The organism is Flagellimonas olearia (assembly GCF_004150225.1).
In the GTDB taxonomy this organism is placed as follows: domain Bacteria; phylum Bacteroidota; class Bacteroidia; order Flavobacteriales; family Flavobacteriaceae; genus Flagellimonas; species Flagellimonas olearia.
Genome location: NZ_ML142907.1, coordinates 355,524 through 375,338, shown reverse-complemented (window position 1 = coordinate 375,338; position 19,815 = coordinate 355,524). Strand labels below are relative to the sequence as shown.

The following is a 19,815-nucleotide window of genomic DNA, read 5'->3' as shown; positions in this document are numbered from 1 at the left end:
ATTCCGAGCTACAAATACCATTTTGAATTTTCATTTCGGGGATTCAAAGTTTTTGTATTGAAGTATTGGGAAACAATTCCATGGTTTTCAGCTGTTTTGGAAAATATTTCTGAAACAGTCTTATGGAGAATTGATTTTTCAGGGCCGTTTACAAAATTTTTGACAAAAAAAGTAGACGCTTTATCGATTTTAACCAATATTAACAAGGACTATTTGTGCGTGTTGTTTGCGTGACATAGTTTTGTTCCCCAAATGAAAAAGGCACTAGCGCAATATTTGGTTCCCATATGTATCCTTCTCTTGGGAGGATTCATGAACCATGTCTATGCAGAGGCGCAAGACACTTCGGAAAGTGCCTGTATCATTGACTATCAACACATCGATAATTCTACCGTTGCCATCCCTCTAAATGGGGCCGAGAAGAATCTTTTCGTGGAGATCACCGATGTGGAGGAACAGGAAGAACGTGACGAAAACGGGGCTTCCTATAACGTTGATATTCGGTTGGGCAGTTATTTGACTGCCTTTTTTAATGGCTCGCTCTCTGAGCAGACCTTTGGTCAACTTGAGACCAATCCAAGACATTTGGAACCTAATTTCAGTACCGCAACCCAAAAGCGGCATATACGATTTCAAGTATTCCGAATTTAGAATTTTCAGCTTTTAGTAGGTCTTGTGGAATATGAGACCGCTTTCCATCCTTTGAAATAATTTCAACACAATGGGGTAGGTCCATGGTAAACTGGATTTGGACTTCCCTACAATCAATTAAACCAATTTTTTAAACCTGTAAACATTATGAGGAGAATTTCCATCTTCATTGGCATGTTTGTATTGCTGTTCCATGCAAGCTGCGAGTCCAAAAAACATGAAAAAAAGGACGAAACCAAGTATCTGGTCAGCAGTCCCATTCGTATGGACACATCCATCACCAAAGACTACGTTTGTCAAATTCATTCCATTCGCCATATTGAATTGAGGGCACTTGAAAAAGGGTACCTCCAACATATCTATGTGGATGAAGGGCAGCATGTAAAGAAAGGACAACAGATGTTCCACATCATGCCCAATGTTTATCAAGCAGACCTTCAAAAGGCCAAGGCGGAAGCAGAAGTGGCCAAAATTGAATACCAGAACACCAAATTGTTGTCGGACAGCAATGTGGTGTCCGAAAACGAATTGGCCATGGCCAAAGCGGAATATGATAAAGCCAAAGCTGAGGTGACCCTGGCAGAAACCCATTTGGGCTTTACCAATGTGCGCGCCCCTTTTGATGGGATCATGGACCATCTTGAAGTAAGGGAAGGGAGTCTTTTGGATGAAGGCGAACTGCTTACCACACTTTCCGATAACAGTAAAATGTGGGTCTATTTCAATGTTCCTGAGGCGGAGTATTTGGATTATATCACCAGCGCCAACAAGGATAACAAACAAGCGGTGGACCTTTTGATGGCCAACAACAAGAAATTTAATCAATCCGGTATCGTGGAAACCATAGAAGGGGAATTTAACCACGAAACGGGAAACATCGCCTTTAGGGCCACTTTTCCCAATCCCGATGGGATACTTCGCCACGGGGAAACCGGTAGCATCTTAATGAAGGTTCCCTTGCAGAATGCCATGCTCATTCCCCAGAAGGCCACTTTTGAGGTATTGGACAAAAAGTACGTTTTCGTTTTGGACAAGGAGGATAAAGTGCAGCAACGTGAGATTACCGTAGGTGCCGAGTTGCCCCATCTTTTTGTGGTGGAAAGCGGAATTTCAGAAAATGACAAAGTCTTGTTGGAAGGCATACGAATGGTTCGTAGCGGTGAGAAAATCCATTACGATTTTGAAAAGCCGGAGGAAATTCTTTCCAAGCTAGACCTGTACACTGAGTAGTAGAACCCAAAATCTTTCAATAAGATGTTCAAAAAATTTATTCATAGGCCCGTTTTGGCCATAGTGATCTCGGTGATCATTGTCTTTACGGGGCTACTAGCCATAAAACAACTGCCCATATCGCAGTTTCCCCAGATTGCGCCGACCACGGTCAATATCTTTATTGCCTATCCGGGGTCAAGTGCCGATGTGTTGGTAAAATCGACCTTGATCCCTTTGGAAACCTCCATCAACGGGGTACAGGGAATGCGGTACATAGCTTCCGATGCCACGAGTGCCGGGGAGGGTACCTTGCGTGTGATCTTTGAACCGGGCACCGACCCCAACCAAGCTGTGGTACGGGTAAAGACCCGGGTAGACCAAGTAATGCCCCTCTTACCCGAGTTGGTACAGCGTGAAGGGGTCATCATCACCCCAGTACAGCCCAGTATGCTGATGTACGTGAACCTGTACAGTGATTCCAAGAACAACGATGAGAAGTTCCTCTATAACTATGCCTACACCAAGATGATTCCAGAGATCCAGCGGATCAACGGGATTGCCAGTGCACAGATTTTGGGTAGCCGTAAATATGCCATGCGGGTTTGGTTGAAGCCAGATCGTATGAGGGCGTACAACATTTCAGCAGAGGAAGTTCTCGAAGCCATGGAAGACCAAAGTATTTTGGCCCGTCCAGGGCGTTTGGGAAGAAGTTCCGGTAAAAAGGCACAGTCGTTGGAGTATGTTTTGGTGTACCAAGACCGGTACAGCGAGCCTGAGCAATACGAGGACATCATCATCAAGGCCAATGAAGAAGGAGAGTTGCTCAAGTTGGGTGATGTGGCCACGGTGGAACTCGGAAGTGAATTCTTCGATATCTATTCCAACTTGGATGGAAAGCCTTCAGCGTCCATTGTATTGAAACAAACCTTTGGAAGTAACGGTAGCGACGTAATCAAATCCGTTAAGGAAAAACTGGATGAATTGGAAGCTGAAATGCCTCCGGGCATCGATTACAAGATCAGCTACGACGTATCCAACTTCTTGGATGCATCCATTGATCAGGTACTTCACACACTTCGGGATGCCTTCATCTTGGTGGCCATTGTGGTGTTCCTCTTCTTGGGGGATTGGCGATCTACCTTGATACCGATCATTGCGGTACCTGTTTCCCTTATCGGTGCCTTCTTTGTGATGCAGCTTTTTGGTCTGTCCATTAACCTGATCACCCTGTTCGCACTGGTATTGGCCATTGGTATTGTGGTGGACAACGCCATTGTTGTGGTGGAGGCGGTGCACGTGAAAATGCACGAGGAAAACCTTACCCCCTACAAAGCCTCCTACGAAGTGTTGGGTGAAATTGGAGGAGCCATTATCGCCATTACCTTGGTAATGACCTCGGTGTTTATCCCAATTTCCTTCATGACCGGACCGGTAGGGGTATTCTATCGGCAGTTTTCCATTACCATGGCAGGTTCCATTGTCATTTCAGCCATTGTGGCCTTGACACTGACTCCGGTACTCTGCGCCATGATGTTGAAAAACACTCATGGTCAACCCAGAAGAAAATCACCCGTAAACCGATTCATCGATTGGTTCAATGGCAAGTTTGAAAAGCTTACAGGAAAATATGTGGGCTTCTTGACCAAGATCGTAAACCGAAGAGTGGTCACTTTTGGGGCCTTATTGGCGTTCTGTGCCGGTATTTTCCTTACCAATCAGGTATTGCCTGCAGGGTTTATTCCCAATGAGGACCAAGGGATGATCTACGCTATTATCCAAACGCCTCCCGGGGCCACTTTGGAGCGTACCAATGAGGTAGCGCGCAAGCTTATGAAAATTTGTGAAGAGACTGAAGGAGTGGAATCCGTATCCTCTTTGGCTGGATATGAAATCATGACCGAAGGTCGGGGTTCCAATGCCGGTACCTGTCTCATCAACCTTAAACCATGGTCGCAACGAGAACATTCCGTACACGAGATCATGGAAGAGCTGGAAGAAGAAACCAAAGACCTAGGGGCGGTCATTGAATACTTTGAGCCCCCCGCCGTCCCAGGCTTTGGTTCCTCCGGCGGATTCTCCATGCGATTGTTGGACAAGACCAATGGTACGGATTACCATGAGTTTGAGCGTATCAACAATGCGTTTATGGAATCCCTTCGGGAGCGCAAGGAGTTGACCGGTTTGTTTACCTTCTTTGCGGCCAACTATCCTCAGTACGAGTTGAAGATCAATAACAAAGTGGCCATGCAAAAGGGTGTTTCCATTGGTAAGGCGATGGAAAACCTGAATATTCTGATCGGGAGTACCTATGAGCAGGGCTTTATCCGCTTTGGACGTTTCTTCAAGGTCTATACCCAAGCGGCGCCGGAGTATCGGGGCATGCCTTCGGATTTGGAGAAATTCTATGTCAAGAATGAGGAAGGGGAGATGGTTCCTTACTCGGCTTTTATGACCATGGAGAAAAAGCTGGGTCCCAACGAGATTACCCGATACAACCTGTACAATTCTGCGGCCATTCGTGGATTACCGGCAGCGGGGTATACCAGTGGGGATGCCATCAAGGCCATTCAGGAAGTAGCGGAGCAGACCCTACCCCGAGGGTATGATATTGCCTGGGAAGGTCTTTCCTATGATGAGGCACAACGTGGTAATGAATCCATCTACATTTTTATCGTGGTATTGATATTCGTGTATTTGGTTTTGGCCGCCCAGTATGAAAGTTTCTTATTGCCACTGGCAGTAATTCTATCGCTGCCTGTTGGGGTGTTTGGTTCATTCTTCTTGCTCAAGGTCATGGGGCTGTCCAATGATGTGTATGCACAGATCGGGATGATCATGTTGGTGGGACTATTGGGCAAGAATGCCGTATTGATTGTGGAATTTGCTGTGCAAAAGCACCGTCAGGGAGCTACGATTCTTGCTGCGGCGATTGAGGGTTCCAAACAACGGTTCCGACCCATTTTGATGACCTCCTTTGCCTTTATCGCAGGTTTGATCCCATTGGTAGTGGCCACCGGTGCAGGAGCCATTGGAAACCGGACCATTGGTGGTTCCGCCTTGGGTGGAATGCTCATTGGAACCCTGTTCGGCGTATTGTTGATTCCAGGACTGTACTACCTTTTTGCCAAAATGGCAGAAGGCAAGAGCCTTATCAAGGACGAACACCATGAGCCTATTTCTGAAGAGTTGTTCAGGACCAGTGAGGGAGAGAGCAAGGTTAGGGCCAGACTCCGTGAAATCAATAAGCTATTGAAAAAGATGGCGACAAGAAATGGTAACAACAAGAAAAAAGGAGACAATGATACGGAATAGGAAATTATACGGGGTCGCTGTGCTGGCAACAGCGGTCTTTTACGCCTGTGTGCCCACCCGTGAAATCCGGGATGAAAACAGGACAGTGCCCGAGCAATATCAAAGCCAATCCACAGATGCCGTGAATACAGGAGCGGTACAATGGAAGGAGTTCTTTAAGGACCCCAACCTTGTGGCCTTGATTGATACGGCCTTGGTGAACAACCAAGAGTTGAATATTATTTTCCAACAGGTGGATATGGCCAAGAACGGAATTCAGGCCAAAAAAGGGGAGTATTTGCCATTTGTGAACCTTTTGGCAGGAGCCGAAGTGGAAAAAGTGGGCGAATATACCCGAAATGGTGCCGTTGAGAAAAACCTTGAGATCAAGGAAGGGGAGGAGTTCCCTGAACCCTTGACGGATTATAAGGTTGGGGCCTTTGCCACCTGGGAACTGGATGTGTGGAAAAAGCTGCGCAATGAGAAAAAAGCAGCCGTGTTTGAATACCTGTCCAGTGTGGAAGGCAAGAATTTTATGGTAACCCAGTTGGTTTCGGAAATTGCCGATTCGTATTATGAGCTGATGGCGTTGGACAATGCGTTGGCCATTATTCAGCAGAACCTCGAGATTCAGCAGAATGCCCTAAAAATGGTTAAGCTCCAAAAGCAGGCGGCAAGGGCCACCGAGTTGGGAGTCCGTCGTTTTCAGGCAGAGGTGTTGAAAAACCAAAGCCATAAATACGAAATCCAGCAAGAGATCGTGGAAACGGAGAACAAGCTCAATTTCTTGTTGGGACGTACCCCGCAACACATTCAAAGGGAGTCTGACAACTTTATCGATACCTCCATCGATAGCATTTATGCCGGGATTCCATCACAATTGTTGCAGAATAGGCCTGATGTACGTCGGGCGGAGTTTGAGTTGGCAGCTGCCAAGTTGGACACCAAAGCGGCCAAGGCCAATTTCTATCCCCAGTTTACCATCAAGGCAGGTTTGGGATTGCAGGCGTTCAATACCAAATATCTTACTACCACCCCAGAATCCGTGTTGTATTCGGTCATGGGCGATATGGTAGCTCCCTTGATCAACCGAAATGCCATCAAAGCGGAGTATAAGAATGCCACGGACCGACAGTTGCAAGCGGTTTTTGAATACGAAAAGGCCATTTTGAACGCCTATATCGAAGTGGCCAATCAGTTGTCCAACATCGACAACCTGAAAAACAGCTACGAATTAAAAGAAGGTCAAGTGCAGGCCCTCACGGAATCCATTGAGTTGTCCACACGCCTTTTCCAATCCGCACGGGTGGAATATATAGAGGTGTTGTTGGCGCAGCGCGAAGCTTTAGAGTCCAAGATGGAGCTGGTGGAGACCAAAAAGGACCAGATGCTGGCCCAGGTACATATGTATCGTGCCTTGGGTGGTGGCTGGAATTAAAAACCCCAAATCAATAGTTGTTGTGCCTACGTAATGCGCTATTGGTTTCTCAAAAGTGAAAGCCCATGTTACATTTGTAGCATGGGCTTTCTAAATGTTGAAAAAGACATTGAGACCAATTTTACTCAACAATGGCAGAAGCTACCTCTCTGTGTATTTTCCATCGGTTATCTGACTTATCTTTTTTAAGAATTACCAAAAAAGTATCCTCTAGCTCTATAGATTCACCCTTGTCATTGGTGTAGTACACTTTGCTCACCCCATAATCATAGGCAACAGAATCACTGACCACTACGGTTTCTTCGGGTGACATGATGATACTGTCATAACTGAATTTACCCAAACGCGCTTCCCGTTGCTTTCTGTATTCCAGCCAATCAGTGCTGCCTGGCGAAACACCTTTCATGTCTGCTGTGGCATACTGACCCAGTTCTGAATAGCGTTTTTCCTTGATGGCTTGTTGAAACGATGCCCGCAGTTGATTGATGGCCTCTTTTTCAGCTTCTATATCAATGACATTGATAGGCTCTTCTTCTGTGACATCCTTTTCCTTTGGGGTTGAATTACAGGCGAACACAAGAAACGTCAGCAGAAAAACAGTTTTTTTCATAATACTAATTTAAGGTTGGTGTTTAATTGAACCTTAATATACTGATTATTAATATTCTAAAAAAACGGATTCTCGTTAGCTTTTTAGTCCTTGTCCTTATACTTCTCAAACCAAGCCAATACACTGGCTATTTTGGCGATTAAGTTGCTCGGCTTATTGGCAATGCCATGCGAAGCTCCAGGAATTCGAACCATGGCAGTTTCCACATTCTGTAATTTCAAGGCGGCATAAAACTGCTCGGATTCCGCTATCGGGGTTCGGTAATCTTCTTCACCCGTCATCAACATGGTTGGTGTGGTTACATTGCCCACATAGGTGAGGGGCGAACGCCGCATATAATTTTCAGGGTCCTCCCACGGTTTTTTTCCGAACCAATATTTGGAGAAGAACTGTACGCCATCGGCATAAAGGACAAAACTGTACCAATTGATAACCGGTTTGGCCACTACGGCCGCCTTAAAACGGTCTGTTTTACCCACGATCCAAGCTGTGAGCACCCCACCGCCACTACCTCCAGTGACAAAAAGGTTGTCTTGGTCCACAAAGCCCTTGGCCAACAAGGCATCCACGCCAGACATAAGGTCGTCATAATCATGGTTGGGATAGTCATGATGGATCAGGTTGCCAAATTCCTCCCCGTAGCTGGTGCTACCCCTAGGGTTGGTATAGAGCACCACATAACCAGCCGCCGCATAGGCTTGAATTTCCGCAGAATACACAAAACCGTAGCTGGTAAAGGGACCTCCATGGATTTCCAAGATCATTGGGTATTTTTTGGAAGGGTCAAAATTGGGAGGGGTAACCACCCAGCCCTGTATTTTGCGTTGGTCATAGGAAGACTCCCACCATAATTCTTCTACCTTGCCCAAATTTTTGAACGAAAAGAGGTCATCATTGAGCGCGGTCAAACGTTTACTGTTCCCTTTGGCATCCACAACCGCCAAATCTGAAGGATGGTCTGTTTTACCCAAGGTGTAGGCAAATTTGTTGTTGGAAGAACCCGAAAAACTGGCTGCATTGTAAGGTCTGCCCAAAGACAATCCACCGAGACCTTCCACCATATCGGTCACCTTTCCGGATAGGGTAATGGAGGCCAGTTTCCCCAATCCCTTATCAGTATAGGCAACATAGAGCCCATCCCCTTTGCTGTTCCAAGCCATATCTTCCACATCCCTGTCAAAGTTCCCGGAAATTAATTGGGCATTGCTTCCATCCGCATTCATCACATAGAGACGGGTCAGTTGATAGCCTTGAAGACGGTCATCAAAACCCAAATAGGCAATTTTGGAACCGTCAGGGGAAAGCACGGGATTACCATCTGGACCATTACGGTCGGTGAGGGCTTTGGTTTCACCAGTACCTACGCTGATTTGGTAAATTTCGCTATCCAAGGCCTCAAACTCTTCATCCTTGTGGAAATTGGCGCTAAAATAAAGGTGACTGTCATTTTTAGACCAAATAGGACCTCCGTGGTCAAAATCGGTAAAGGTGAGCTGCTTAGGGGTTCCCCCGGAAATGGGAAGGGTGAACAATTGCATGTTTCCGCCTTTTATATATCCTTGGCCATCCCCACGATAATTCATTTGGTCTATGTATTTGGGTGGGTCGTTCCATTTGGCGCCTTCCGGTTTGGCCGGCATCTTGATGATGGATTTATTTTCCTTGGGCACAAACATGTTGAAGGCCACATACTGGTCGTTGTGCGACCAAGAAACCTGCCCCGGAGCTTGTTGTGTGTTGGTCAAGGCCAAGGTTTCCTTGGTATCCAACCACATGAGGTAGAGCTTCATCTTTTCATCGGCCATGTTGGATTTGAAAGTAATTTTTGTGCCGTCATGGGACCATTTGGGTGCAAAATCATTGTGGTTTCCCGTGGTCAATGGGCGATTGTTGGAACCGTCAAAATTCACGATCCAAAGATTGGATAGGTTTCTGTCGGTCATGACGTCCTTAAAATTCCGTACGTAGATGACTTTGGAGCCATCAGGGGAAATCTGCGGGTCCGAAACGTACTCCATGTTGAAGATGTCCAAGAGTTCCAAATTGGACTGTACTTGGGTATATCCCAAAGGGATAAAAGCGACCAAGAGAATGAAAGTGCTGAGCAGTTTTTTCATGGTATTGCGATTAGTTGATTACTATTTTGAACGACTGGGAAAAACTTGACTTTATTTTTCGATACTTTTATCCTGATTGACTTCCAACGTTGGGATTCTCACGATTTCAAATGTTGAGGATGCCAAGGTCACTTTACCGTCAGTCGCTAAAATCCTTCTGCCAATCTCTTCATTGAGAAGGTGTTTGGTCATCCGCCGTTTTTTATAGTCCACAATGTACCGCAAATTGAACTGAATCCAATTATCGGTTATGGTGATGGCAAGGGTAGGGTCAACTTGGGCGTCTTCAATGTAGTATTTGTTAACGACATCTTTCCAGCCTGCAATGGAATCTTTCACATATTCCGACAATTTTTCCTGCGCTACGGAAATTACAATTTGTTTGGCCAATTCCATATCCGAACCATATCGGATGGGAAGGTCAAACTCATCCCAAACAAAGGGGAAATCAAGGGAGTAATTATACACGGGACCCTTGAATACAAAGGCATTGCTGATTTTGACAATGCGGCCACTATAATTATCGCTGGACACCCATTCCCCAATCTCCATCATGGTAGTGTAAATGCTGTCTATATCAATGACATCTCCTTTAATGCCGTTCAATTCGATTCTGTCCCCAGGTTTATAGACCCGTACAAAAAAGATATAGAAGGAACCGGCAATGCTCAGGATCAATTCTTGCAGGGTAATGGTAATACCGGCCGTAAGCAATCCAATGGCAAGACCAAAATCATTGATGTTCCCTGTAAAGTAAGAGATAGTGATGAGGATGATCAGAAAATACCCGATGACCTCAATGGCCTTTTGGGCTTTGTATTTCAATGAATTGTCAGGAAGGTTTTTCTTGACCAATTGCCGCACCCATTTGATAAGCAGAAAAACCAAAACGACCCAAACCAAATACTTGATAATGGCCGTTGACACCGGATGGTCGGCAAGCCATTGTTGAATGTTTGATATGAGGTCCATAAGTTTATTTAGATATCATACGTGATGGGAGCTATTCCTCCCATTCCGTATGGAAAATTCCTTCTCGGTCTACCCGTTCATAGGTATGGGAACCAAAATAATCGCGCTGCGCCTGAATGAGGTTCAGTGGTAAACGACTGCTGGTATAGGCATCAAAGTAGGTAAGGGCATTGGACAATCCGGGCAAGGGAATGCCATTGGCCGCACCATAGGCCACCAGTTCACGGGCTGCATCAACCGTCCCCTGCACTTTTTTCACAAAAGAAGGGGAGAGCAATAGGTTTTGCAAGTCCTTATCTTCACGATAGGCATCAGTAATATCAGCCAAAAGAGCTGCTCTGATAATGCAACCGGCACGCCATATTTTGGCAATTTCCCCCAGTTCCAGTTCGTAACCATATTCTTTGGAGGCATCTGCCAATTGGTGCATACCTTGGGCATAGGTTATGATAAAGGCAAAATACAACGCTTGTTCAGCTTTGGAGGTAAAGTCATTTTTGTCAACACCTTTAGGTGTTGGGCGGTTGTACAGTGCATCCGCTTTGACTCTTTCGTCTTTGAGGGCCGAGATTTCCCGCATGCTCACCGCCACATCAATGGTAGGGATGGGAATGCCCAAGTCCATGGCATTTTGGGAAGTCCATTTTCCGGTTCCCTTTTGCTTGGCCTTGTCCAAAATCATATCAACGAGGTCGCTACTGGTGAGCTCGTCTTTTTGTGTAAATATTTCCGAAGTGATTTCCACCAAAAACGATTGTAATCGCCCTTGGTTCCATTCCGAATAGGTTTTGTGGAGTTCTTCATTGGAAAGTCCACCCGCTTTTTTGAGCAAGTCGTAAATCTCCGAAGTAAGCTGCATCAACCCATATTCAATGCCATTGTGCACCATTTTCACATAGTTTCCGGCCGATTTAGGCCCTAAATACGCCACGCAGGGCTCACCTTTATACTTGGCAGAAACCGCTTCAAAAATGGGTTTCACATGCTGATAGGCCTCCCGGGAACCCCCGGGCATGATGCTGGGACCCTTTCTGGCTCCCTTGGCACCACCGGAAACCCCGGCTCCAAAAAAATTGATGCCTTTTTCCTTCAAATAGGCTTCGCGTCGGTCCGTATCCGTAAAAAATGAATTTCCACCATCAATAATGATATCGCCTTGGTCCAAATGGGGCAATAAACTCTCAATGACTATGTCCACTACCTTTCCGGCAGGGACCAAGAGCATGATTTTCCTTGGGGCGGTAAGAGCTTGCACAAAGGTTTTTACCTCAGTAGTGGCGTTTACTTTTGAGGTATCGCCACCTTCCTGGATTAGTGCATTCACTTTTTCGGTATCCAAATCGTTTCCGAAGGCGGTAAAGCCATTATCGGCCACATTCAAGATAAAATTGCGTCCCATTACTCCCAGACCTACTAGGCCAAAATCATACGTATCTGTCATTGTGCTTCGTTTTCAGCTTCTTATGTTAAGACAATTTAAAGTAAGCTATTTGTTGAAATCAGAACCTAAAATAAACCTTATATTCGTTATGCTCAAATATAAAAGGACTTCATTGGATGACGTATGCGATCATCCGAAGAAATTACTCAGCCAATATCAACTATCGTATGAAAAAGACCGAAAACCAAATGCTCGTGATTTTTGGGGCATCTGGCGATTTGACCGCAAGAAAATTGATTCCAGGCCTCTTCAATCTCTATTTGGCCAAGCAGCTCCCGCCCAATTTTGTGGTATTGGGAGCCAGTAGAAGTGACCTGACGGATGAGGCATTCCGGGATAGGGTGGTGTATAAAAGCCCCTATTTGAAAGAGAAAATCCAAAAACTGGATGTGGGTGAGGTAAAAGGTTTTGCCGATAAGCTTTTTTATATGGATTTAGGAAAGGATTACGATACGGATTATGCGCCGCTCCGCAAGCGTGTTGAAAGCCTGAAGGCCGATTATGATACCTCTGGGAATATCATGTATTATCTTTCCACTCCGCCGACATTATACGAGACCATCGCCCAAAATTTATCCGAAGCAGGCATGAACACCCAAAACAACGGTTGGAAGCGTTTGATCGTGGAAAAGCCTTTTGGATATAGCCTGGAAACGGCAAGACAACTCAACAAAGGGCTTCACAAATATTTTACGGAACCCCAGATATACCGGATAGACCATTATCTGGGAAAGGAAACCGTACAGAACCTATTGGTGACCCGTTTTTCCAATAGCATTTTTGAGCCGTTGTGGAACCGGAATTATATCGACCATGTGGAAATTACCAATGCCGAAAGCGTTGGTGTGGAGAAAAGAGGGGGGTATTACGACAAATCAGGGGCACTTCGGGATATGTTCCAGAACCATTTGCTTCAGATTGTATCCTTGGTGGTGATGGAACCGCCCATAGGCAATCAGCCTGAGGAAATCCGTAATGAAAAGGTAAAAGCCCTGAAATCGCTTCGTATTATGAAGGACGAGCAGACCTTGTTCGATAATACGATCCGTGCCCAATATGTAGCCTCTGAAATCAATGGGCAAAAGATGAACGGATATCGGGAAGAGGAAGGGGTAGATCCCAATTCCACTACTGAAACCTATGCTGCCATTAAGTTTTATGCGGACAACTGGCGTTGGCACGGGGTGCCGTTTTATGTTCGTACCGCAAAGCGGATGCCTACCAAGGTCACCGAAGTCGTGATTCATTTTAAGGCACCGCACCACCAGATTTTTAAGGACTCGGGTATGGACAGCAAGGATAATAAACTGATTATTAGAATACAGCCGGATGAAGGTATTTTGATCAAATTTGGGGTTAAGGTCCCAGGGCAGGGATTCAAGGTAGAGCGTGCCAATTTGGATTTCTACTACTCCAGTCTGGCGCAAACCTATGTCATGGAGGCTTATGAACGACTTTTGTTGGATGCCATGCAGGGAGACGCTACGCTATATGCCCGTGCTGATGAGGTGGAAGCCGCTTGGGAGTTTGTAGATCCCATTTTGGACTATTGGAAGAATGGCAAGGATGTTCGTATGTACGGATATGCTGCTGGGGTATGGGGTCCTGAAAATGCCGATAATCTGATGAATGGATCTGGATTTTGGAGGAACCCAGGGGAAAATCTCGCCGATGATCCCGGATATTGTGTGATTTGCTAATAACAATGAACAATAAGCAATAAATAATTGTCAGTTCGAGTGCAGTCGAGAACTAGTTTAGTCAAGAACAAATGAAATTAGAGGTTGATGGAATTAAAAATATACAAGGATAAACAAGAAGTAGCGGAACAGTTTTCAACCTATTTTAAGGAGAAGGCCAATTCGGGGGAGTTCCATGTGGCGCTTTCCGGGGGCAGCACACCCAAAATCGTATTTGATGTATTGGCCCAAAAGTTTTCAGATGAAATCGATTGGAACAAGATTCATTTTTATTGGGGCGATGAACGCTGCGTTCCTCCAACTGATGACGACAGCAACTACAAAATGACCGTGGAGCATCTATTTTCAAAAATTGAGGTGCCAGAAGCCAATATCCATCGTGTATTGGGAGAAAATGACCCCAGTAGTGAAGCCATGCGCTATGCCAACCTATTGGAAATCAATTTGGATAGGGTAGAGGAAGTCCCACAATTTGATTTGGTGATCTTGGGTATGGGTGATGATGGACATACGGCTTCCATTTTCCCCCATGAGATTGAACTTTGGAATGCTGAAGACCATTGTGTGGTGGCCACCCATCCCGATTCAGGTCAAAAAAGGGTTTCCATCAATGGGAAGGTCATCAATACGGCCAAAGAAGTAGCTTTTTTGGTCACCGGGGCTTCCAAAGCGGAAAAAGTAAAGGCGGTTGTAGAGAAAACCGAAGGTGCCAAAGTATATCCGGCAACCCTGGTCGACCCAACATCGGGAAATCTGGTTTGGTTTTTGGATGAGGATGCCGCCGCAGGGCTTAGTCCAAATCCATAGTCACGTTTTCCCCTTCCAGAAACTCCAAAAACTCGTTTACCTTAAAGTTGTTGGATTCGTATTTGCTGTCGCGATTATAGGCGGATTGCTTCCGTTCCTTGCTTCGGGCAAATCGACGGATGTCCTGTTTGCTTTTTAAAATCAATCCCGGAACCGCTTTGTTTTTCCCATCCTTTCCTTTGGATACCATGGTAAAATAGGAAGAGTTGCAGTGTTTTACCTCCCCTGTGGTCACATTTTCGGATTCTACCCGGACCCCGACCACCATGGAAGTCTTTCCGGTATAGTTGATGGAGGCCTTGAGCGTGACCAATTCACCCACTTCAATGGGATTTAAAAAATCCACCCGGTTCACGGAGGCGGTCACGCAGTAGCTTTGCGAATGTTTGGAGGCACAGGCAAAAGCTATTTGGTCCATAAGGTTAAGAATGTGCCCACCGTGCACCTTGCCCCCAAAATTGGAATGGGAGGGGAGCATCAGTTCGGTAATGGAGACCCTACTTTCTTTGGACGACTTGAATTTTTTCATTGATTTCTGAATAGCGGTGACTTCTCGGTTTCCACTTCGGTGATAAAATATTTGGTATCACCCAGCCAAAAGAAGGTGGCGTAGCGTTCCTTATAGGTCACTTTGATGTACTGGCCTTGATATTCCTTCATCTTTTCGATGATTTCCGTTTGGTTGTCCTCCACGGAAAAGGAAAACACATTGGTGCCCGAAAGCCCTTGACTGATTTGCCCTTCCCAAGTCTTTGCGATCACACCCCTACGACTGAACTTGATGAGCTCCCCGGAGCGATAGCCCTCACTGAAGGGCACGTAGTAGATAAAGGCAAAATAGGCTGCGATTCCCAACACTATGGCAGAAATGGCGATAAATAAAAACTTTCTCACGACTTATAGTTCTAGTTTAGGGTCTTCTTCAAAATCATCCTCGAGGGCACGCTTTAAAATAGGCTCGGGCAAGGACTTTTTGGCTTTGGCCCCCATGGTTCGTAATTTTTCGATACTGATTACTATGTTACCTCGACCGTCGAACAACTTGTTCATGGCATTTTTGTATTCCCCTTTGGCATCATCCATTTTTTTGCCCACTTGGGTCAGATCCTGCATAAAACCTACAAACTTATCATACAGGGCTCCTGCCTGTCGGGCAATTTCCATGGCGTTTTTTTGTTGCTTTTCGTTGCTCCACATCGTATCAATGGTACGAAGCGTGGCAAGCAAGGTAGATGGGGTCACAATGACAATGTTCTGTTCAAAGGCCTTGTTGTAGAGTGAAACGTCCTCGTTTATGGCCACGGCAAAGGCAGGCTCAATGGGTACGAACATCAGCACAAAATCCGGGCTTTCCATTTCATAGAGGTCCTCATACTTTTTGGCGGACAACTGCTCCACATGCTTTCGCAGTGAGTTGATATGATCTTTCAGGAATTTGGGTCGGTCATCTTCCTCGGCATTGGTATACCGCTCGTAATCGGTCAATGAGACCTTGGAGTCCACAATCATTTTTTTGCCATCCGGTAAATGAATAATGACATCGGGCAAGACCCTACTGCCATCTTCACGGGTAAAGCTTTGCTGAACACTATATTCCCTATCTTTCTCCAAACCAGACTTTTCCAAGACCCGCTCCAACACCAATTCTCCCCAGTTTCCCTGCATTTTGCTATCGCCTTTCAATGCTTTGGTCAGGTTTTCCGCCTCTTGGGTTATCCTAAGGTTTTGGTTCTGGAGGTGGTGCAACTGCTCCTTCAAGGCCGAGTGGATACTGATGTTCTCCTTTTGCGAATTTTCCACCTTTTCCTCAAACTCCTTTATCTTTTTGTTGAGAGGGGTGAGGATGTTCTCAATGTTCTCTTTATTGCTCTTGGTGAACTTTTCACTCTTTTCTTCCAGAATTTTGTTGGCTAGTACCTCAAACTCTTTGGTGAACTTTTCCTGTAGTTTTTCAACCTCTTCCTTTTGTTCCCTGTTTTTGAGTTGAAGGTTTTCCAAATCAGCTTGATAACGCACCAACTGGTTGCTTTGCTGTTCTTTTTCGGATTGTAACTGTTTCCGTTCCTCATCACCCAACAACAATTTATCATTGAGGGATTTGATGGAGGCATGGAGTTGTTGCTCCCGTTCTGCCCAAACACTTTCGGTGGACTTGGTCTTTAGTTTTTGGATGTACATGCCACCAAACAGCCCTAATGCCAAGGCAATGATTCCTATGAATAGATAGATCAGTTCTGTACTCATGAAAAGATTTCTTCGGATAAAGATAACGGATTCCGATGGATGCCGAAATGGAAAATAACTTACTTATTCACCTTGAACGTGCCCGTTTTGGCATCAAACTGAATCATTTCCGAAGGAAACAGGCGTTCAAAATGATGTTGCTCAATCAGTTCGCATGGTGCCCCGAACGGGTTGTTTACGCTGTCCAAAATCAAGGTCTTATCGCATAGCTGGATGGCCAAGTCAATCTCATGGGTGGTAAAGACGATGGTTTTCTTGCTTTCATGGGCCAATTGTTGCAACAATTTCAAGATTTGAACCTTGTGATAGAGGTCCAAATGGGTGGTGGGTTCATCCAAAAGAATCAAAGGGGTGTCCTGGGCCATGGCCCGGGCAATAAGAACCCGTTGCAACTGGCCGTCGCTCAATTCATGGCATTTGGCATTTCGCAAATCGTTGAGCAAAAAGGCGTTTATACTTTGGTTGATGTGTTCTTTGTCCAATATGGTAAGGCTTCCCAACCAATTGGTATAGGGTTGTCTTCCCAAAGCAATGAGTTCTTGGACAGTAAGATTTTTGGATGCAGGGGGTTCGGTGAGGACCACACTGAGTTTTTGTGCCATTTCGAATGGGGAATGGTCCTCCAATGCTTTACCCTTCAGGTAAATGCGGCCCCCTAGTTTGGGTTGGAAGCTGCCCAAGGTTCGGAGCAAGGTGGATTTCCCGATTCCGTTAGCCCCAACAATACTGCACAAGGTTCCCGCTTCCAAAGAGAAATTGATGTGTTTTGCCACAACTTTTGCACCATACCCAATGGCAAGTTCTTTGGTAGAAAGGATATGTTCTTCAACTGGGTCCATCAGAATATCATTTTGCGTTTTCGTACCAGCAACCATATTACAACAGGAGCCCCTACCAATGAGGTAATGGCATTGATGGGCAATACGTTCACTGAGTTGGGCAATTGCGCCAAGGTGTCACAGAGCAGCATGAGAATGGCCCCATACAGGAATACGGCAGGCACCAAAATACGGTGTTCCATGGTGTCGAATATCTGTCGCGTAAGGTGTGGTACCGCCAAACCGATGAAGACAATGGGGCCGGCAAAGGCGGTTATGCCACCGGCCAACAATCCCGCTGCGATGATGATGGTCCACTTCGATTTTTTAAGGGAAACTCCAAGACTTTGGGCATAATGCTCTCCCAATAAGAAGGCATTTAGGGCTTTGATGGAGAGAATACAGAGCAAAACGCCCAAGAACACGATCCCCGCCAAAAGCGATAATTGTTGGGAACTCAAATTCCCCACACTACCAAAGGACCAAAAGATAAAGCGTTGTAAACTTTCCGCGCTGGTAAAATAAGCCAGCACGCTGACCAATGCCGAGGTGATACTGCCAAACATCAATCCAATGACCAATAAGGCCATGGTGTCGCGTATGCGTTGCGCAACGGTTAGCACTACGGCCAGCACCAAAAAACTGCCCAGACTGGCAGCAATGGTCAGGGACACATCGCCCACAAAGGATAGGGAAGCAAAGCTTGAAATGAAGGAGGTGCCCATCAAAAGCAGTGCGGCCCCCAAACTGGCGCCGGAGCTAATGCCCAAGACAAAGGGTCCTGCCAGGGGATTCCGAAAGAGGGTCTGCATCAAAAGTCCACTCAGGGAAAGCCCACCACCTACCAAAAGTGCGGTAAATGCCTTGGGAACGCGATAGTCCCAAAGGATGTATTCCCATGAGGGCACTTCCAAGGGTTTGCCCAAAAGCCCAGAGAGGGTTGCCGAAAAGGGAATGGAAACGGAACCCGAACTGATATTCAATACCAATGCAAGGCAGAGCGCGACCGAAATCAACACAAAGGAAAGGCGATATGATCTTGGGTGCGACATCTATTGCAAAGGCCTATAAAAATGAGGTTCATAATCGGTCAAGAGTCCCGGATGCAAGATGGAAATAAGGTCTTTCAACACCAAATCGGGGCGTTGGGGTGCCAATTCATAAAAAATCAATCCACCCGTGGCTCCCTTTCTGATGGCATTGGAATATACGTTCTTATTGGAAAATGCCGAAAATTGGAGGTAATGGATGTTGGCCTGTTCCAATTCGTCATAGGTCCCGTGAAGGGACGGATTCAACCAATAATCTGCTTGTTGTGCTTTTTCCAGGACGGCCTCCAAACTTAGACCAATTCCTCCGGTCTCTTTCGTATCGGCCCAGATATAATCGGTATTGGCGTCCTTTAAAAACTGCGCCATCCAACTTTTTCCTCCAGAAACATACCATACATCCTTGTAGAGTCCCCCAGTAAGTACGGTAGGACGTTCTTTGGCATTTTTGGCCAGTATTTTGGCCTCTTGATAAGACTTTTCAATATCGTTAAAAATGCTATCGGCCTCCATTTCTTTCTGAAAGAAAGGGGCAAAGAATTTGATCCATTCCGCTTTTCCCAATGGGGTCTGTTCCACCCAATCCCCATTATAGACCACAGGAATTCCAGCGCGTTTGATGATGTCATAAGCCTTGTTGGTGTCGTTGATGCCAAATCCCATGACCAGTTCAGGGTTGAGTTCCAGCACCACCTCGGTATTGATGTTCTCATTGGTACCCAACTCTCTGATCAGGCCTTGGTCAATTCTTTTTCTGGTGGCCGGGGATGAAATCAAATCGGTATTGGGAAATCCTACCACGGATTCCAGTACTCCCAAGGCTTCCAAGGATGGGATATGTGTGGTAGAGGTAATCACCAAGCGTTCCACTGGGGTGGCCACAATGGCATCATAGGCGTCCCTGGGTAGGGTAATGACGGCCAACTTCTCCCGGGGCACCAAGGCATATTTGAAGCTTTTTTCGGAACCGGGCCAAGCCGCTGTAACCTCAATTTCCGTGAACTGTCCATTATGATTGACCGTGAAGCCCGTAGCGTATTGGATTTGGGATTCTTCCGTAGTTGCTAGGTCGATGGCTGGAGCCTTCTTTTTTTTACCACAGCCCAAAATAAGGAGCAAGAAAGCGACTCCGATGAGAAGTTTGGATAATTGTTTTTCTGCCATGGACCAAAAGTAAGATTATTTAACTTTTGCAAAAAAAGATTAAACAGATTGATTACTTTCGCGATGAATTTTGGTTTGCACGTTGTTGTTGACGTGTGATTAAAAGGGAATCCGGTGAAAATCCGGAACTGTTCCCGCAACTGTAAGTTTATGCCAAACTTGTTTTGGCACCCTTAAAAAGGGATACGGTTTCTTCTAAACCACTGTCCGACCGGGATGGGAAGGTCAAACCGCATAAAGCAAGTCAGGAGACCTGCCAAATTCAAACAAACAATGTTAAACTTTCGGGATAAAAGTTTGC

16 protein-coding genes and 1 riboswitch are annotated in these 19,815 nt (G+C 45.8%); of the genes, 6 read left to right on the top strand and 10 right to left on the bottom strand.

Translation table 11 applies throughout. The annotated features are described in order from the left end of the window. Positions 1 to 252: 252 nt before the first annotated feature. The 4 genes from DN53_RS01760 (at position 253) to DN53_RS01745 (ending at position 6,592) form a co-directional block, all read left to right on the top strand. Entirely contained in the window at positions 253 to 651 is a 399-nt protein-coding gene (locus DN53_RS01760; protein WP_129652699.1) for a hypothetical protein, read from the top strand. A gap of 147 nt (positions 652 to 798) precedes the next feature. After that, a complete protein-coding gene (locus DN53_RS01755) occupies positions 799 to 1,881 on the top strand; it encodes an efflux RND transporter periplasmic adaptor subunit (RefSeq protein ID WP_129652698.1) in 1,083 nt (360 codons plus the stop codon). 24 nt (positions 1,882 to 1,905) lie between these two features. Next, positions 1,906 to 5,175: an efflux RND transporter permease subunit gene (locus DN53_RS01750; RefSeq protein WP_129652697.1), complete on the top strand. Its 3,270-nt coding sequence runs from the start codon at positions 1,906 to 1,908 to the stop codon at positions 5,173 to 5,175. Further along, complete coding sequence (locus DN53_RS01745; protein WP_165357220.1) at positions 5,162 to 6,592, top strand: TolC family protein; 1,431 nt, start codon at positions 5,162 to 5,164, stop codon at positions 6,590 to 6,592. The genes DN53_RS01750 and DN53_RS01745 overlap by 14 nt, the downstream gene beginning before the upstream one ends. Positions 6,593 to 6,713: 121 nt before the next feature. Here DN53_RS01745 and DN53_RS01740 read toward each other — a convergent pair whose 3' ends face one another. From DN53_RS01740 to gndA, 4 genes are all read right to left on the bottom strand, one after another. Beyond that, a complete protein-coding gene (locus DN53_RS01740) occupies positions 6,714 to 7,202 on the bottom strand; it encodes a YybH family protein (protein WP_129652695.1) in 489 nt (162 codons plus the stop codon). An 83-nt stretch (positions 7,203 to 7,285) separates the two neighbouring features. Continuing rightward, a complete protein-coding gene (locus DN53_RS01735) occupies positions 7,286 to 9,319 on the bottom strand; it encodes a S9 family peptidase (RefSeq protein ID WP_129652694.1) in 2,034 nt (677 codons plus the stop codon). A 51-nt stretch (positions 9,320 to 9,370) separates the two neighbouring features. Then, positions 9,371 to 10,291, bottom strand: a complete 921-nt coding sequence (locus DN53_RS01730; protein ID WP_129652693.1) for a mechanosensitive ion channel family protein — start codon at positions 10,289 to 10,291, stop codon at positions 9,371 to 9,373. Between the two features lie 31 nt (positions 10,292 to 10,322). Beyond that, complete coding sequence (gene gndA, locus DN53_RS01725; RefSeq protein ID WP_129652692.1) at positions 10,323 to 11,732, bottom strand: NADP-dependent phosphogluconate dehydrogenase; 1,410 nt, start codon at positions 11,730 to 11,732, stop codon at positions 10,323 to 10,325. Positions 11,733 to 11,899: 167 nt separating this feature from the next. Between gndA and zwf the strand changes: the two genes are divergently transcribed. Both zwf and pgl read left to right on the top strand, forming a co-directional pair. After that, positions 11,900 to 13,432: a glucose-6-phosphate dehydrogenase gene (gene zwf, locus DN53_RS01720; protein ID WP_129653332.1), complete on the top strand. Its 1,533-nt coding sequence runs from the start codon at positions 11,900 to 11,902 to the stop codon at positions 13,430 to 13,432. A gap of 87 nt (positions 13,433 to 13,519) precedes the next feature. Continuing rightward, complete coding sequence (gene pgl / locus DN53_RS01715) at positions 13,520 to 14,239, top strand: 6-phosphogluconolactonase (protein WP_129652691.1); 720 nt, start codon at positions 13,520 to 13,522, stop codon at positions 14,237 to 14,239. Here pgl and DN53_RS01710 read toward each other — a convergent pair. From DN53_RS01710 to DN53_RS01685, 6 genes are read right to left on the bottom strand one after another with little or no spacing between them, the layout of a single operon-like run. Beyond that, positions 14,223 to 14,768, bottom strand: a complete 546-nt coding sequence (locus tag DN53_RS01710) for an acyl-CoA thioesterase (RefSeq protein ID WP_129652690.1) — start codon at positions 14,766 to 14,768, stop codon at positions 14,223 to 14,225. The two genes, pgl and DN53_RS01710, sit on opposite strands and share 17 nt — an antisense overlap. Then, positions 14,765 to 15,133, bottom strand: coding sequence for a 6-phosphogluconate dehydrogenase (locus tag DN53_RS01705; protein ID WP_129652689.1), 369 nt, complete (start codon positions 15,131 to 15,133; stop codon positions 14,765 to 14,767). Before DN53_RS01705 ends, DN53_RS01710 begins: the two co-directional genes overlap by 4 nt. A gap of 3 nt (positions 15,134 to 15,136) precedes the next feature. Continuing rightward, entirely contained in the window at positions 15,137 to 16,483 is a 1,347-nt protein-coding gene (locus tag DN53_RS01700) for a DNA recombination protein RmuC (RefSeq protein WP_129652688.1), read from the bottom strand. 59 nt (positions 16,484 to 16,542) lie between these two features. Then, positions 16,543 to 17,322, bottom strand: coding sequence for an ABC transporter ATP-binding protein (locus tag DN53_RS01695; RefSeq protein WP_129652687.1), 780 nt, complete (start codon positions 17,320 to 17,322; stop codon positions 16,543 to 16,545). Next, positions 17,322 to 18,353, bottom strand: a complete 1,032-nt coding sequence (locus tag DN53_RS01690) for a FecCD family ABC transporter permease (protein ID WP_129652686.1) — start codon at positions 18,351 to 18,353, stop codon at positions 17,322 to 17,324. The genes DN53_RS01695 and DN53_RS01690 overlap by 1 nt, the downstream gene beginning before the upstream one ends. Beyond that, positions 18,354 to 19,514 (bottom strand): ABC transporter substrate-binding protein, encoded by a 1,161-nt coding sequence (locus DN53_RS01685; RefSeq protein WP_129652685.1) that lies wholly within the window; start codon positions 19,512 to 19,514, stop codon positions 18,354 to 18,356. A 54-nt stretch (positions 19,515 to 19,568) separates the two neighbouring features. Further along, positions 19,569 to 19,789: riboswitch (cobalamin riboswitch) on the top strand. The last annotated feature ends 26 nt before the right edge of the window (positions 19,790 to 19,815 follow it).

What these genes read in the sequence shown, in the direction of transcription:
- zwf (WP_129653332.1), top strand. Translation starts at nt 11,900, where the DNA reads ATGAAAAAGACCGAAAACCAAATGCTCGTGATTTTTGGGGCATCTGGC.
- gndA (WP_129652692.1), bottom strand. Translation starts at nt 11,732, where the DNA reads ATGACAGATACGTATGATTTTGGCCTAGTAGGTCTGGGAGTAATGGGA.
- DN53_RS01735 (WP_129652694.1), bottom strand. Translation starts at nt 9,319, where the DNA reads ATGAAAAAACTGCTCAGCACTTTCATTCTCTTGGTCGCTTTTATCCCT.
- DN53_RS01695 (WP_129652687.1), bottom strand. Translation starts at nt 17,322, where the DNA reads ATGGACCCAGTTGAAGAACATATCCTTTCTACCAAAGAACTTGCCATT.
- DN53_RS01760 (WP_129652699.1), top strand. Translation starts at nt 253, where the DNA reads ATGAAAAAGGCACTAGCGCAATATTTGGTTCCCATATGTATCCTTCTC.
- DN53_RS01750 (WP_129652697.1), top strand. Translation starts at nt 1,906, where the DNA reads ATGTTCAAAAAATTTATTCATAGGCCCGTTTTGGCCATAGTGATCTCG.
- DN53_RS01755 (WP_129652698.1), top strand. Translation starts at nt 799, where the DNA reads ATGAGGAGAATTTCCATCTTCATTGGCATGTTTGTATTGCTGTTCCAT.
- DN53_RS01690 (WP_129652686.1), bottom strand. Translation starts at nt 18,353, where the DNA reads ATGTCGCACCCAAGATCATATCGCCTTTCCTTTGTGTTGATTTCGGTC.
- pgl (WP_129652691.1), top strand. Translation starts at nt 13,520, where the DNA reads ATGGAATTAAAAATATACAAGGATAAACAAGAAGTAGCGGAACAGTTT.
- DN53_RS01740 (WP_129652695.1), bottom strand. Translation starts at nt 7,202, where the DNA reads ATGAAAAAAACTGTTTTTCTGCTGACGTTTCTTGTGTTCGCCTGTAAT.
- DN53_RS01745 (WP_165357220.1), top strand. Translation starts at nt 5,162, where the DNA reads ATGATACGGAATAGGAAATTATACGGGGTCGCTGTGCTGGCAACAGCG.
- DN53_RS01730 (WP_129652693.1), bottom strand. Translation starts at nt 10,291, where the DNA reads ATGGACCTCATATCAAACATTCAACAATGGCTTGCCGACCATCCGGTG.
- DN53_RS01685 (WP_129652685.1), bottom strand. Translation starts at nt 19,514, where the DNA reads ATGGCAGAAAAACAATTATCCAAACTTCTCATCGGAGTCGCTTTCTTG.
- DN53_RS01710 (WP_129652690.1), bottom strand. Translation starts at nt 14,768, where the DNA reads ATGAAAAAATTCAAGTCGTCCAAAGAAAGTAGGGTCTCCATTACCGAA.
- DN53_RS01700 (WP_129652688.1), bottom strand. Translation starts at nt 16,483, where the DNA reads ATGAGTACAGAACTGATCTATCTATTCATAGGAATCATTGCCTTGGCA.